Raw genomic sequence first — 14,347 nt, forward strand, 5'->3', positions numbered from 1 at the left:
TTGTATCGGCTTGCTTTTCAGCGCAATGATCGTCTGTAGTCTACTAACTTGAAAACTGCTGTAAATGCATGACAGTTTACAGATTGAGGTATATCTTCAGCAAAAGAAATACCCGCCTGGTTCAATTTTTGCTGACTCGGTTGGGAAATTCGGTTAGTGCTGACACGTCGCTAGGGAAACCACTGAATCCGGGAAGCGACGACTTAATACGGGTAACACAGGACAAGGCTTTTTTATCTGCAAATTATCTGAAGCTTGTCCACTGAAGGTATTCCAGCGAAAGGGTCCTTTTTGTGCCGCCGACATCCATAAAAGTCGTTTAGCGCGGGTCATGGCAACATATAATAACCGATATTCTTCGGCGGTTTTGAGTTGTCCCGCTTTCTCCCAGGCTTCTAAGGCTGTGGGTAGGGGGTGTTCGTGCAAACTGGCGCGAATTTGCGCCCGGGCGACTTCAGCTAAGGTGAAATCGCCTAAGAATTGGGCGGCGGTGGGTACCCAAGGATTACCGGGAATGGTGTCTTCGTGGAGAAAGGGGAGAAATACGTAGTCCCAATCTAAGCCTTTGGCTTTGTGCATGGTGATGATGGTGAGTTGACGGTGACGTAGATAGCGAGAGTCTGCGTTGTCGGTTTCGACGGGTTCAAATCGTTCCGAGGAGACAATTTCACTTAAGGCGGCTAAGGTAGCAGGCATGGCGCTGCTACTATAGGTTTGTTTGACCACTCGTTCCGCTAATTTATCGGCTGTGGCGAGTTCTGATTGGTCGTATTTTAAGGTGAGGGCTAAGAAGGAAATAAGCTGATAATGGGGTAATTCTAGACGCGCCCGTAAGAGACTACGACAATATCTGGCGGCTTGACTGACTCCAGGGGATTGAGTGGGGTCAAGGGGTCCAGGATAGAGGAATTGTTCGGGATAGGTGGCGAGGGCGTTTAAGTCTTGGGTGGGAATCAGTTGGCGTTTAACCAGAACGTCTAATGCGGCTTTTAGGTAGTCGGGAGAATGGGGACGGTCGATAAATTGCAATAATGCCAGTATTTCAATGGGAATGTGGGAATGGCGATCGCTCCCTTGCACATCATACACGTCAATCCCATGCTGGCGTTTGAGATAGTCGAGTTTCTGGGCGATAAAATTACCTTGGCGATTTTCCCGGACTAAGACGGCGGCGTTATGGTCTGGGTTGCGGGTAAATAGGTCTATTACTCGTTGTCCCAACAATTCTACCGTTTGATAAATATCACTGGGTTGATAGATTTCTAACCCTCTCCCCTCTGGCTGGGGATTGGCGTCAGTTTGGGGGTCATCGGGGGGTACGGGGTGGATGGTTTGGGGACGAAAGGGACGAGTGGATTCATCCTGGTTTTGCGTATAGGTTTGATTCACCCAATTGAGGATAAAATTAGCCGCATTAATAATAATCGGTGTACTACGACCCGCTTGATCCATGGTAGCTAGGCGCTGTTGTTCCTGGCATTGGGTACAAAAGCGATTAAAATAAATGGGGTCAGCGGGAGTAAAGGTGGAGTTAATCGCTTGATTTGGGTCACCCACCCGGATTAAATTGAGGGGACTGTAAGGATTACTGGGATCAGCGGCTAGGGTTTGTAATAAGCGATATTGGAGGGGACTCGAATCCTGTGCCTCGTCTTCAAAGACGGCAAAGAATTGCCTCTGCCACAGTTGACGCACGGTGTTATCGTCTAGCACTCGCAACGCTGCCAGAATCATATCATCATAATCAATAAAGTCTCGCGATCGCGTCACTCGTTGATACTGTTCGTATAATCCGGCTGCGATCGCTAATATGTCATAAGGGTCATTGGTTTGTTGACTGATTACCCATAAGTCTTCCGGTAATAATCCCGAACTTTTGGCTTCGTGAATCACGGTATAGGCTAAAGACGGTAACACTTCGGTTCGCAATACCGATTGTCGCCGCAATCGTTCCGTTTCTTCCCCATCAAAACTAACTCCTTCCAATAAAGTAGAATAGCGGCGCGGATTCGAGGCAATCCACTGTTCTACACAAGCGCGAATTAGGCGGTGGCTTTGATTCGGGGTGACAACGGTTAGTGTATCTAAATTAATCCCCGATAAATCCGGATGGCGGTTGGCAATATTGAGGGCTAATCCATGCAGCGTATAGACGACAAAACTATTTTGGGGTAAGCGTAGCGGTTTGAGGTACTCGCGAATTTTGCCCTTAATTGAAGCCGCCGCCGATCGCGTAAACGTAACCACGACTAATTGTCGTTTACCATGAAGTTGATATCGTGCGATCGCAATAGCCGCCGCAACAGCCATTCCCGTAGACTTCCCCGCACCCGGTACCGCTGACACCGCCAGAGAACCCCCCTGCCAATCTGCCATCGGTTGTTGTCCCTGACGTAAGCTATTCCGCAGGCGTTGCAATTCCTGTTCCCTGAAAGCAGTGAGGGACAGTTGTACAGTATTTTGACTGGTGTTGGAATGATCTGGCATTGTTTCGGGGAAACGTGATCAGGATTGAATATTTTTATCGCTTTCTTGTCACTCTGGGAAAAGAACCGTCAAAGCTGATTGCTGAAAGCCATGATTACTAGGCATTGGGACGTTGAGAAACTGATAGAAATTCATGTTTTAGGGGAGAATTGCCAAACTCTATCATAGTAAGGGTATTATGCTTGGCTCTTCCGAAAGTGACAATAATAGGACTTACGCAAAGGCTCTATATGTAGGGTGTGTTAGCGTAGCGTAACGCACCATTGCCATTATAGTTGGCGTAGCTGCGTAAGTTCTGAATAAGAGCGTTAGTCTACAGGCTTTAGTCAGTAACAGTCTAGTAATTCCGAGGAGACAGATGAAATGACCTTTGCCGAATCCCGCAGTGACACGGTTCCAGTTGAGCTTCCCAATGGGGCGATCGCTTTCTTTGAGGTGACAACCACGGGGCGAGAGGATGTCAGCTTTGACTCAAAGCAGTTTCAGCCTGTCGCTGATGCAATTGAAGGTGTGGTTCAGATGATAGCTACACCCCTGAAAAAAGTCAAACCCAAGAAGGCGACGGTAAAATTTGGCATGGAAATGGCAATCGAGTCTGGACAATTGACAGCGGTAATTGTCAAAGGATCGGGTAAAGCGAATCTGGAAATTACGTTGGAATGGGAAGCTCAATCTAAAGCTTAAATAATGAGTCGCGTCGAGGATCTGCTGGAACAATGTACGGTGAAGCTTTCCCTTCCTGGTCAAATGGGTTGGGGTACAGGCTTTTTTGTGGCTCCAGAATGGATTCTCACTTGCGCTCATGTGGTAAGAGCGAAGGGTGAACCTGTTCAAGTCTGGTGGCAAAAGCAGGAGAATTGGTCAGAGGCGGTGGTAGAGGACTTGTTCCCTAACCCTTATGATTTAGCGCTGTTGCGGGTGACGCTTCCTACTGATGCCAATCCGCCTTGTGTGTATTTGGATGAGGCGATTCAATCCCGCGATCCGCTCTATCTATTTGGCTATCCTGATCAAGATTTTGACAATGGCTGTCCGGTGACATTGAACTGTGAAGGGTTAACCGGGGATGAACCAGAGTTAATTAAGTTGGCTTTGGGACAGGTGCGACCAGGGATGAGTGGCGCACCGTTGCTGAATCAGCGAACGGGTAAGGTTTGTGGGATGGTTAAGTTTACCCGCGATCGCTCTTTCGATTTGGGGGGTGGAGCCGTGCCAACTGCCACGATTCTGGAAAAGTTTCCCCAATTGCGAGAGTTTCAGGAGCAGTTTCATCAACGCGATCGCCGCTGGCGGGATTTAGAACGCGATCGCCGCCCGATAAATCCAGAACAAAAACCGCCCCTAACTCGCCAAGAATACCGCAATCGTCAGGCATTACTGACAAAAGTAAACAACTTTTGGGTCAAAGGTGTTCTGGAAAAATCTCTCTATAATCAGGTGATAATTGAGTTGGGGTTGGAGGAACACGCTAATGCTGTCGTTTCTTCCTGGAACATGGAATTAGAAACAACTGAGGCGACACAAAAACCTTTACCCAAAGGAACTAAAGTTATTTCTATCTTTGACCAGTTGGGTGAGGGACGAACACTGTTGATTCTAGGAGAACCTGGAGCGGGGAAAACTACCAGCTTACTGGAACTAACCCGTGATTTAGTTAACCGCTCCGAACAGGGTCTAGATTACCGCATTCCTGTCGTATTTAACTTATCCTCTTGGGCGGGTAAAAAGCAGACGATTGCGGATTGGCTCGTGGGGGAACTCAACAGCAAGTATCAAATACCTAAGTCAATTGGGCAGGACTGGGTAAAAAAACAGGAACTTCTGCTGCTGCTGGATGGTTTGGATGAAGTGGACGCAGAACAGCGGGATAGTTGTGTTGCGGCTTTGAATGATTTTCATCAAGATTATGCTCCAGAGATGGTCGTTTGTAGTCGGATTAAAGACTACTCAGCCCTCTCTAACCGTCTCAACTTTCAAAGTGCAATTTATTTAAAGTCACTCAAGAAAGAACAAGCGGTTCACTACTTAGACAGTATAAAGGTTGATTTGACTGGGTTAAGAGCATTAATTGAAGAGGATAGGGCGTTGCAGGAGCTGGCGAAGTCACCATTAATGCTCAATATTATGGTTCTAGCTTACAAGGGAGTAGCTGTTGAAGATTTGCCGAAAACTGAAGTTGTGGAAGAACGGCGTAATCAGCTATTTGATGCCTACATTGAGCAAATGTTTCATCGTCCTACTCGCGTTAAGGTTGAGCAACGATACTCGCCAGATCAATCCATACGTTGGCTTACTTGGCTAGCCCAAATATTAGTTCAGGAGTCACAGACCGTATTTTTAATTGAAAAAATACAACCAATAGGGTTAACAACTAAAGGCAATAAAATACTTTATGAGATTGGAATCTTCTTAATTGCTTGGCTGATTAGCTTCCTGATTTTTCGGCTATTTTTTGGACTGTTTTTTCTGTTTGATGGACTAAGTTACGGGCTGTTCGTAGGGCTAATTTATGAGCTATTATTCAGTTCAATTAATGGACTTATATCTATGTGGAATAAAACAAAAATACAAACAGTAGAAACATTAATTTTTTATACAAAAGGCGTAAAAAAATCGCTGAAAAATGGACTGAAAAATGGACTGAAAAATGGGTTAAGTGTGGGGGGGCTTTTGGGGATGATTGTAACGCTGATTTATTGTCTGACTGAAAGTTTAATTTTTGGGGGCATTTTTGAGGTAATTGTAATGCTGATTTATGTGCTGATTTATGGGCTGATTTTGGGAGTAATTTATGGGCTGATTTTGGGAGTAATTTGTGGGCTGATTTTGGGAGTAATTTATGGGCTGATTAGTGGAATAAAAGGTTCGGCAATAGCGACAAAAACAATTCCCAACCAAGGTATTTATGAAACAGCCAAGAATGCTGGGATTATTGGATTAATCAGTTGGCTGATTGTTGGGCTGATTGTTGGGCTAATTGCGCTGATTGTTGGGCGGATTTCTGAGCTGATTGTTGGGCTGATTGTTGGGCTGATTGCGCTGATTGCTGGAGGTGGTAAAGCTTGCATCCAACACTTCACTTTACGCCTCATCCTTTATCGTGATGGTTACATCCCCTGGAATTATGCCCGTTTTCTCGACTACGCCACCGATCGCATCTTCCTCCAAAAAGTTGGCGGTGGTTACATCTTCATCCACCGGATGTTAATGGAACACTTTGCCCAGATGGAATGCGATCGCTCTCGTTAAACACATACTCCGAAACGCTACACACCCACAGTAGAAAGCATTCTGGCGGATGAATGGAAAAGTGCGATCGCACTCCCTACTGTCATTAAAAATACAGTAAAGTTTGGTGTTATCGCAAGAGGGTAAAGTCGCTGTACGACATGGCTAATAAAGTTCGGTTTAACGATAAAAATAGTAATCCACTTCACTGATAGCAATCGCCATAGCGGTTGGAAACATCATTTAGTAGAGACGTTCCGGCGGAACGTCTCTACAACAGTTCGGAAAGTCCTAATCGATGTGTCTACGGCTATAAAATTTGCTGAGGGTGACAGAATTGGCAACAAATTTGGGCATACTCTGAATAGAGTGAGTCATATAGCAACAAAGGCAACGACACCAGCAATCCGGTTACAGATTACACGGCTATGGAACAACTACAAGCGCCAGAGGAGACGATCGCTCAACGTTATCGTATTTTAGCACCCTTGGCAGAGAGTGGAAGCGGTATCACCTATCTGGGCGAAGATGGGGAAACTGGAAAACGAGTTGTCCTGAAAGCCTTGTCACTGCGCCAGATTACTGATTGGAAAGCCATTGAACAGTTTGAACGAGAAGCGCAGGTGTTGGCTCAACTGAATCATCCGGGGATTCCTCGATATCTGGATTATTTCTATCAAGATACATCAAGCGATCGCACGTTCTATATTATCCAACAATTTGCCCCCGGACGCTCACTAGCCGAATCGGTACAAAACGGGTGGCGGGGGAAGGAAACAGAAATTCGCCAAATTGCTATTCAAGTCTTAAACATTCTGGTTTATTTACATCAGCAAACACCCCCTGTAATTCACCGAGATATTAAACCCGATAATATCATCCGAGGCGATGATGGGCGGATAATGCTTGTGGATTTTGGTGCGGTGCAAACTACCTATTACAGTACCTTAGCTAGAAGTCATACTGTGGTAGGAACCTTTGGCTATATGGCACCCGAACAATTCCTGGGACAAGCGGTTCCAGCTACCGATTTGTATGGGTTAGGCGCAACGTTGTTATTTTTACTCACTCATTGTTCTCCCGCTGATTTACCTGTCAATCATCTGACGACAGATTCCCGGTGTTTTCGGATGCAACTATCGGAAGCCTTTGCTGATTGGTTGGAGACAATGCTGGAACCGGATTTAAATTACCGCTTCGCTTGTGCTGAAACCGCCCTGGCTGAGTTACAAAATCAGCGAGTTGTTGTTAAACTTAAACCCGTTAAGCCGAAGCCAGTATTCTGGAAACCTCTGGTATCGGTGGGACTTTTAGCTAGTATTATTTTAGGAATTAATACGTTTAAATATCCAATCCTTAGCACGCTTAGACTAACACCGCCCCAGGTTTATAAAGCCGCCGAACAGGGAGATAGTACCACGATTCAGCAGTATCTCAAAAACGGGTTAGAGGTAAATGCCAGAAATGGAGACTATACAACCCCCTTACACTGGGTAGGTTCACCAGAAGTGGCACAGATATTGATTAATGCTGGTGCGGATGTGAATGCCACAGATCAGTATGGTTGGACTCCTCTCCATTATGCGCGATCGCGTGACATTGCGGCGTTACTTATTGCTAACGGTGCTGATATTCATGCCAAAAGTCAATTGTACCGAGATCGATTACTGAATCCTCCTACACAATCGTTTTCAATTAATTCCTGGAACAGCTTAATGAAAATTTGGCTTACTGAACTGACTCCTTTACACGTTGCCCGTTCTGCTGAAATTGCCCAATTATTAATTGATAACGGCGCTGATGTGAATGCCAAAGATGACCGAACGAATCGCACGCCATTGCATCTAGCACATTCTCCTGAAATTGCCGCTGTTTTAATTGAAAATGGTGCAAAAATTGAGGCAGATGAGATTAATACAGACTATCATTCCACTGGGACTCTTCTGCATCAGGCAAGTAAAATCGGTTCTCAGCAGATGATCGAGTTTTTGCTGCAAAGGGGAGCCAATATTGTCGCTAAAGATTCTCAGGATAATACGCCGTTGCATTTTGCCCCTTCTCCTGAAATTGCAGCACTTCTAATTGCTGATATTAATGCCAGAAATCGTGATGGGGAAACACCACTTCATCAAGCAGTACAGAATGACAAAACCGAGCTAGTTGAGTTTTTGCTGGCTAAAGGTGCAAATAGTAATGCCCAGGATAACCAAGGAGAAACGCCATTACATCAAGCAGACAATACTACGATTATCGAGTTATTACTCAATAATAATGCTGATAGTAATGCCCAAGATAATTGGGGGAATACACCGCTTCATAACGCGGCTTCTTTGCTTAAGCCAGATTGGGTGGCGTTACTGATTTCTAAGGGAGCAAATGTTAACATCAGGAATAATCAAGGAAACACCCCGCTACATGTCGCGATCGCAAATCAAACTCATGACGATTTTAAAGGAAATAATGATCTGGATGTAATCAAACTATTGATTGCTAACGGTGCATACGTGAATATGCCAAATAATCAATTCTCTAGTCCCCTTCATGTCGCCGCTTGGAATAACTTAGACGCTGTTAAACTTCTGATTCAAAAAGGAGCAGAAATCAATGTTCCTGATGGAGAGGGCAAAACACCCCTGCATCGTACAGGATTACAGGATATTGCCTTATTTTTAGTTAATTCAGGTGCTGATATTAATGCGACAGATATTAATGGTGACACTCCGCTGCATAAAGCCGTCAGAAATAACTGGTCGAAATTAGTCGTGCAGTTACTTGCTAGAGGCGCAGAGGTTAATGTGATGAATTTTTACGGTGAAACTCCTCTACAACTGGCTAAAGAAAAGTATATCAAACAATTACTCGAAGATTATGGTGCGATTCCCTAGACTTAAAGGATGCTTCGCTTTTGGTTCCATGGGAGAGAATTCAAAGCCTCTCTCCTTGCAGGAGAGAGGTTTGGAGAGAGGTTTTATAGATACCGTTAATGAAAATGCAACAACTCTATTCTCGTCAAAACATCATAGCTCAACGATATCGCATCCTCAATGTTTTAGGACAAGGCGGTATGGGAAGAACCTATAAAGCTGAAGACTTAAAAACGGGTCAAATCGTTGCAATAAAATCCCTATCTCTGTATCAAATAAGCGACTGGAAAACCTTAGACTTGTTTAAGCGAGAAGCCCAAACTATCGCGCAACTCAATCATCCCGCAATTCCCAAGTATTTAGCCTATTTTCAGGTGGATACAGTTGAAACTCGTGATTTCTATTTAGTTCAGCAACTCGCTCCAGGAAAGTCGTTAGCTGAATTAGTGGAAATGGGCTGGAAACCGAAGGAGGCTACTGTTAAACGTTTAGCCATCGAAGTCTTAAAGATACTGGTTTACTTACAACAATTTACCCCAGCGATTATTCATCGTGATATTAAGCCACAAAATATCATTCTGAGTAAAAACGGAGAAGTCTTTCTCGTAGATTTTGGGACTGTTTCCGATACCTATCGTCACACCGTAACCGGAGGTAGTACGATAGTGGGAACATTCGGCTATATGGCTCCCGAACAATATCGAGGTCAAGCTGTATTATCCACGGATTTGTATGGATTAGGGGCAACATTACTATTTTTATTAACCGGACAATCTCCCGCCGATTTTCCTCAGCATCAGCTAAAGATTAAGTTCCGTTCTAATGTGCAAATTTCACCCGATTTTGCTGATTGGTTAGAGCGAATCCTCGATCCGGCGATCGCCTATCGTTTTGCTAATGCGAAAGATGCCTTATCTGTCTTGCAAGGGAAACAGAAACTAAGGCAAAATATAGGACAACTTTTTTACCAATCGCCGCAACAGCGGATAGCATTACTCAAGACGCCGCACAGATTAATTCTAGAAATTAAACCCATAGGGCGACAGCGCGATCGCTTTCGTTTACTCAGGCGATTGACTCGGATAATTAAACCCATTTTACCGTTGCTTCTATGGGATATGATTGGTTTGCTTCTGGTTAACTCTATCGCTGTGCCATCTTTTTATGGTGAGCTTTATAAAACGATTCGACTCAACAATCATCCGGATGTGATATTTCTAACAACTCTTTACAACTGGGTGTTAACAGGATGTGTTGTGTTTCTGATTTTGGGGATTTTATTTTTAATTATCTATGGTTTAATCGGGCTATTTAGTATAGCCAGCTTTTTAATTAAAGCGACATCTCGCACTTGGATTGAACTAACGCCAAACCGCTTTCAAATAAAACGATGGATGCTAGGTTTATGCTACTGAAATTTTCGGGGAAGTATCAGTGATATCAATCCCATAAACTTAGACAAAATAAAGTTACCGTTACTCAGAAAAACGATAACCGTGTGTTCGCTACAGTCGCATCGACGCAAGCATTGGCTAGGTATAGCACTCAGTCGCTCAGAGCAAAAGTGGCTGGTGAGAGAAATAACTGAGTTTTTGGGGATTTTATCTTAATTTTTAGGGAGCATTCAGTTGGGGATAAAGCATTACCCAAAGTAACGAATTTACCAGGGGTTCAGCCTCCTTACAAGAGTCAACGTGCCAAAATGGGATGCTCCCAATTTTTAAAAGCCAAGAACTAAAGTTCTGGCTAAAAGATCTAACCCAAAATAAGCAATCCAGCGTAGACAGTTGCACCCAAAGCAAATGCCCAAAAGCGACTTTGCCGTTCTTCGGGTAATTCTTCTTTAATCACATTCAGGATAATTCCCCCACCCAGAAACGCAAACAGCACCGCTAAAGCGGCTGGAGAGATTTCCGTAGCTTGTCCAATCGCCCAACCACATAAAATCGCACCCGCTAAAACCCAGCGCCCTACCCGATGATAGGCGTCTTTGTGATGATCCCGCAATCCATAGTCATTGACAAAAAAGTGCAACGCCATGGCGATAAAAAAGAATAAGAGACCCTCTAATCCCGGTTCCTCCCGATGAATCAGTAGATAACCAATTAACAGGTTATAAAGGGAAAATGAGCCAATATGTAACCAAAAGATTCCTTGAGAGAGGATACCGCTAAGTTTGTGCTGATTTTGTCGGTATACTGTAACCAGATGTTCTAAGCCATAGAATACCGTTAATCCCAGAAGTGCGACTAAATAAACGTGGCTTTCCAAAAACGCGATCGCCAATCCTTCTGTCTGTTCAATAGTTCGCTGTCCCTGATTGAGTTCTGGCAATAAATGCACAAAAACATACGCCACCGATGCTCCCCCAGCGAATGATAACCACTGACTGCGAGGAATCACATCGAGAAAGCGCATTTTTCCCCCGAATAGATGGACAATCGCCAGGAGTATGGCGAAGATTAATGCTAGCAGTGTGGTTGATGATTCGTTCAATACTGAAGCGTCTGCGATCGCGAATAATCGTTGTACACCCATTCTCCTATTTTCTTGAAACATCTGGCAATTCCAACACAGTCACCTGGACTAAGGGGGTAACATTAAAATCCTGTTCTAATAAATGAGTTTGAATCGCTTCAGTTAACTGTGTCTGAATCGTTTCCGTAGAAGCCGTTACCTCCGGATTACGCTGCACATAAACTATCGTCAGTAGTGTATTTTGCCCCTCAATTTTCGTCCGCGTAAACTGCACATTCGACTGCACCAGTTTTGCCAAATCACTCTCCTGCACCACCTGCTGAATCTCCGTTGAGGTACGCTGTTCAAGTGAGGTTCGCTGTAAAGTGGGTTCCTGCCAAAGTTGGGCGGTTAACAACCCTGCCATGATCACCGCCCCAATCCCCAACCCCACAGGAAACAACCACCGCTTGCCCCGGTTATAGCGAGCGCCCGTGGCGGAAAGCCCCACCAGACGGAAGACAATCGCGCCAGAAAAATTAATCCCGGCTAACTGAAGCACGAGGAGAAACAGACTATTCACCACCATATCCCAGCGTGCGATCGCGGCTGCCATTCCCACTAATCCGGCGGCTGGGGCTAAGGATGCGGCGACTAACACACCAACGGCGGCTCCGGACACCAGACTACTGCGTTCCGATTGGATGAGATTCAACGCGCCTGCTGTTCCGGCAATGAGGGGGAGGAGAATCGTAACTGATGATACCTTAAAACTCGCCATCATCAGACTGGTTGGGGCTTGTTGTTGCATAATCACACTCAAAATCCCTGCCACCAGCACAGTCACGGCAATCCCTGCACCATAGCGGATGACACTACGCTTAAGTAAGTATAAATCGCCTCGTGCCGTTGCGATCGCGGTATTCATCGCTGGTCCTGCAAAGGGTGCAATCAGCATCGCGGCGGTGAGTAGATAAATGGTATTGGTAAACAACCCAATCCAAACCACCACACCTGCACAAGCCGCATACCCCAGAAATCCTGTCCAAGACCCAACACTCTGCAACCCAGCTAAAAATATCTCTAGGGGGCTGCGTAACTCCACCTCTTTCACTTGTTGCGGGGCTTCTGACGGGGGCGGTTTGAGGGGCATCATCCCTCGAGGCACTATTGTCACATGCAAGTCAGGCAGAGTATCTAAGGCTTCTAGCAACTGCTCAACCTGACGATTGGGAACATAAGTAATTACAAAATCTATTGGTTCCTCAGTATCAGACGCCTCAAACCGCGCCAGATTCGTCCCCTGATGAGCTTTAGCCATATCGAGAACCTTATCCCCTTGTCCTCGTGGCACTTGAATTAACAGTTGGCGCACCTCATCCTCCCATAGTTACCTGTCATTTAAGAGGAATGGCACGCTTAAGAGGAATATTGCTGACTTGTATAGCCAAGACATGAATTTCCTTGTCAAAGCTCAAGTGAGCTAAAGCCTACTAGGTAAGTATTTAACCCGTTTTAACGGGTTTGAGCTTTTAGCCCGAACTTTAGTTCAGGGCTGAATTTTAAGTCAGTGCCATTCCATTTAAGCGTGATACGCCCAATACATTTTGACTTCCCTCATCGGAAAGATGTTAGGGCGGAGGTGTGGAGGGGAGATGGGGGAGATGGGGAAGATGGGGGAGATGGGGAAGATGAGGGAGATGAGGGAGATGGAGAAAATTATGTAGGGGCGGGTTTCACTACTATCTTTTCGGTTATACCCAGATGTAACTAAACCCGCCCTTTACCAATGACAAAGGACGAATGACAAATGACAAATGACATTTTTTCCGAAATAAGGCTAAAGGCATTGATATGAAAACTATAGCTTGCCCTTAAACAACCGATCGCACCTATGCAACCTGAACACCCCTCCCTAGAGCAGCTCATTTTGGAGAATGCTAGTCTGCGTCAGGAAATCGCCGCCCTGAAGCAGGAAAATGCGGATTTGCAAATTCTGCTGGAGATGACAACGGAACATTCGGATACCGTTACCGCCCAGTTGCATAATCAGGCAATTCAAGCAGTACGCGATAGTGAAAAACGACTCTTACAATTTCTGGAAGCCATGCCCGTGGGTGTGGCGGTACTGGATTATCAAGGCTGTCTGTACTATATTAATCGCAAGGGAAAACAGTTAACCCGACATAGCATCCCTCTGGGAGTCAAGGCGGAAAAATTAGCTAACGTTTATCACATTTATCGCGCCGGAACCAACCAACTTTATCCCTTTAATCAGTTGCCGATTGTGCGAGCGCTTCAGGGTGAAACTGCCACGGCTGATGACTTAGAAATCCGCCACGGAGATCAGGTGATTCCCTTAGAAGTTTGGGGAACACCGATATTTGATCAAGACGGGACTATTATTTTTGCGATCGCGGCGTTTCAAGACATCACCGAACGTAAAAAAGCTGAAGCAGAACGCCTTCAGTTTACCACGGATCTGTTTGCCCTCAATCAAGCCCTATCCCGCTTTGTCCCCCGCCAATTTCTCCAGTTGTTGGAGAAAGACAGTATTGTTGATGTGCAATTGGGCGATCAGGTTCAGAAAGAAATGTCGGTGTTATTTTCGGACATTCGCAATTTTACCACCCTTTCGGAACAAATGAACCCGGACGATAATTTTAAATTTATTAATTCCTATTTTAGTCGTATGGAATCGGCAATTATTGATAACCAGGGGTTTATTGATAAATACATTGGTGATGCCATGATGGCACTCTTTAGCGGTAGTGCCGATGATGCTCTCAAGGCAGGAATTACCATGTTGCATCGGCTGGCTGATTATAATAGTCATCGTGCCAATTTTGGCTATACGCCGATTAAAATTGGGATTGGGATTAACACTGGCTTGTTGATGTTGGGGACAGTCGGTGGTGCATCGCGCATGGATAGTACAGTGATTAGTGATACCGTGAATTTAGCGTCTCGGATGGAAGGATTAACTAAAGCTTATGGTGTACCGTTGTTGATTTCTCACCACACCTTTTGCCAGCTCAATAATGCCAATGATTATAATTTTCGCGTGATTGATAGAGTTAAGGTTAAGGGGAAATCTGAGGCGGTGAGTGTTTATGAAGTCTTTGATGCCGATGAACCGGAAATGCGACAGGCTAAGTTAGTCACTAAAACTACTTTTGAACAAGCCCTGTTATTTTACAATCTGGGTAAGCTTGACGTAGCCGCCAGTCTGTTTGAACAGTGCTTGCAGCAAAACCCCAGGGATAGCGTGGCTCGAATTTATCAGTTACGCTGTTTAAGCAGGTAGAAAG

The 14,347-nt window shown here is 45.1% G+C and carries 10 protein-coding genes; 6 read left to right on the forward strand and 4 right to left on the reverse strand.

Going from position 1 to position 14,347, the window contains the following annotated elements; all coding sequences use genetic code 11:
• Nucleotides 1-153: 153 nt before the first annotated feature.
• Nucleotides 154-2,487, reverse strand: a complete 2,334-nt coding sequence (locus RID53_RS15755; RefSeq protein WP_446388998.1) for an ATP-dependent helicase — start codon at nucleotides 2,485-2,487, stop codon at nucleotides 154-156.
• 363 nt (nucleotides 2,488-2,850) lie between these two features.
• Between RID53_RS15755 and RID53_RS15760 the strand changes: the two genes are divergently transcribed.
• Both RID53_RS15760 and RID53_RS15765 read left to right on the forward strand, forming a co-directional pair.
• Nucleotides 2,851-3,171 carry a CU044_2847 family protein gene (locus RID53_RS15760; protein ID WP_446388999.1) on the forward strand — a complete coding sequence of 107 codons (321 nt, stop codon included), beginning with the start codon at nucleotides 2,851-2,853 and terminating at the stop codon, nucleotides 3,169-3,171.
• A gap of 3 nt (nucleotides 3,172-3,174) precedes the next feature.
• Entirely contained in the window at nucleotides 3,175-5,736 is a 2,562-nt protein-coding gene (locus RID53_RS15765) for a trypsin-like peptidase domain-containing protein (RefSeq protein WP_446389000.1), read from the forward strand.
• A 17-nt stretch (nucleotides 5,737-5,753) separates the two neighbouring features.
• Here RID53_RS15765 and RID53_RS15770 read toward each other — a convergent pair whose 3' ends face one another.
• Nucleotides 5,754-5,924: a hypothetical protein gene (locus RID53_RS15770; RefSeq protein ID WP_446389001.1), complete on the reverse strand. Its 171-nt coding sequence runs from the start codon at nucleotides 5,922-5,924 to the stop codon at nucleotides 5,754-5,756.
• Between the two features lie 219 nt (nucleotides 5,925-6,143).
• On the opposite strand from RID53_RS15770, the gene RID53_RS15775 reads away from it, so the two are divergent.
• Nucleotides 6,144-8,600: an ankyrin repeat domain-containing protein gene (locus tag RID53_RS15775; protein ID WP_446389002.1), complete on the forward strand. Its 2,457-nt coding sequence runs from the start codon at nucleotides 6,144-6,146 to the stop codon at nucleotides 8,598-8,600.
• Between the two features lie 104 nt (nucleotides 8,601-8,704).
• Entirely contained in the window at nucleotides 8,705-9,994 is a 1,290-nt protein-coding gene (locus tag RID53_RS15780; RefSeq protein WP_446389003.1) for a serine/threonine protein kinase, read from the forward strand.
• Between the two features lie 340 nt (nucleotides 9,995-10,334).
• On the opposite strand, the gene RID53_RS15785 is transcribed toward RID53_RS15780, so the two are convergent.
• Nucleotides 10,335-11,138 (reverse strand): hypothetical protein, encoded by an 804-nt coding sequence (locus tag RID53_RS15785; protein ID WP_446389004.1) that lies wholly within the window; start codon nucleotides 11,136-11,138, stop codon nucleotides 10,335-10,337.
• The gene (locus RID53_RS15790; protein ID WP_446389005.1) at nucleotides 11,122-12,411 is read right to left on the reverse strand and encodes a DUF389 domain-containing protein; all 1,290 of its coding nucleotides are present in this window, start codon (nucleotides 12,409-12,411) and stop codon (nucleotides 11,122-11,124) included. Before RID53_RS15790 ends, RID53_RS15785 begins: the two co-directional genes overlap by 17 nt.
• Before the next feature lie 213 nt (nucleotides 12,412-12,624).
• Here RID53_RS15790 and RID53_RS15795 point away from each other — a divergent pair, with 213 nt between their 5' ends.
• Nucleotides 12,625-12,810 (forward strand): hypothetical protein, encoded by a 186-nt coding sequence (locus RID53_RS15795; RefSeq protein WP_446389006.1) that lies wholly within the window; start codon nucleotides 12,625-12,627, stop codon nucleotides 12,808-12,810.
• Between the two features lie 120 nt (nucleotides 12,811-12,930).
• Nucleotides 12,931-14,343, forward strand: coding sequence for an adenylate/guanylate cyclase domain-containing protein (locus RID53_RS15800; RefSeq protein ID WP_446389007.1), 1,413 nt, complete (start codon nucleotides 12,931-12,933; stop codon nucleotides 14,341-14,343).
• Nucleotides 14,344-14,347 lie beyond the last annotated feature (4 nt).

Source organism: Coleofasciculus sp. B1-GNL1-01, from assembly GCF_040220235.1.
In the GTDB taxonomy this organism is placed as follows: Bacteria; Cyanobacteriota; Cyanobacteriia; order Cyanobacteriales; family Coleofasciculaceae; genus Coleofasciculus.

Bases quoted from the DNA above. Each gene is read 5' to 3' on its own strand.
- RID53_RS15775 (WP_446389002.1), top strand. From the start codon at position 6,144: ATGGAACAACTACAAGCGCCAGAGGAGACGATCGCTCAACGTTATCGT.
- RID53_RS15780 (WP_446389003.1), top strand. From the start codon at position 8,705: ATGCAACAACTCTATTCTCGTCAAAACATCATAGCTCAACGATATCGC.
- RID53_RS15785 (WP_446389004.1), bottom strand. From the start codon at position 11,138: ATGTTTCAAGAAAATAGGAGAATGGGTGTACAACGATTATTCGCGATC.
- RID53_RS15760 (WP_446388999.1), top strand. From the start codon at position 2,851: ATGACCTTTGCCGAATCCCGCAGTGACACGGTTCCAGTTGAGCTTCCC.
- RID53_RS15800 (WP_446389007.1), top strand. From the start codon at position 12,931: ATGCAACCTGAACACCCCTCCCTAGAGCAGCTCATTTTGGAGAATGCT.
- RID53_RS15765 (WP_446389000.1), top strand. From the start codon at position 3,175: ATGAGTCGCGTCGAGGATCTGCTGGAACAATGTACGGTGAAGCTTTCC.
- RID53_RS15755 (WP_446388998.1), bottom strand. From the start codon at position 2,487: ATGCCAGATCATTCCAACACCAGTCAAAATACTGTACAACTGTCCCTC.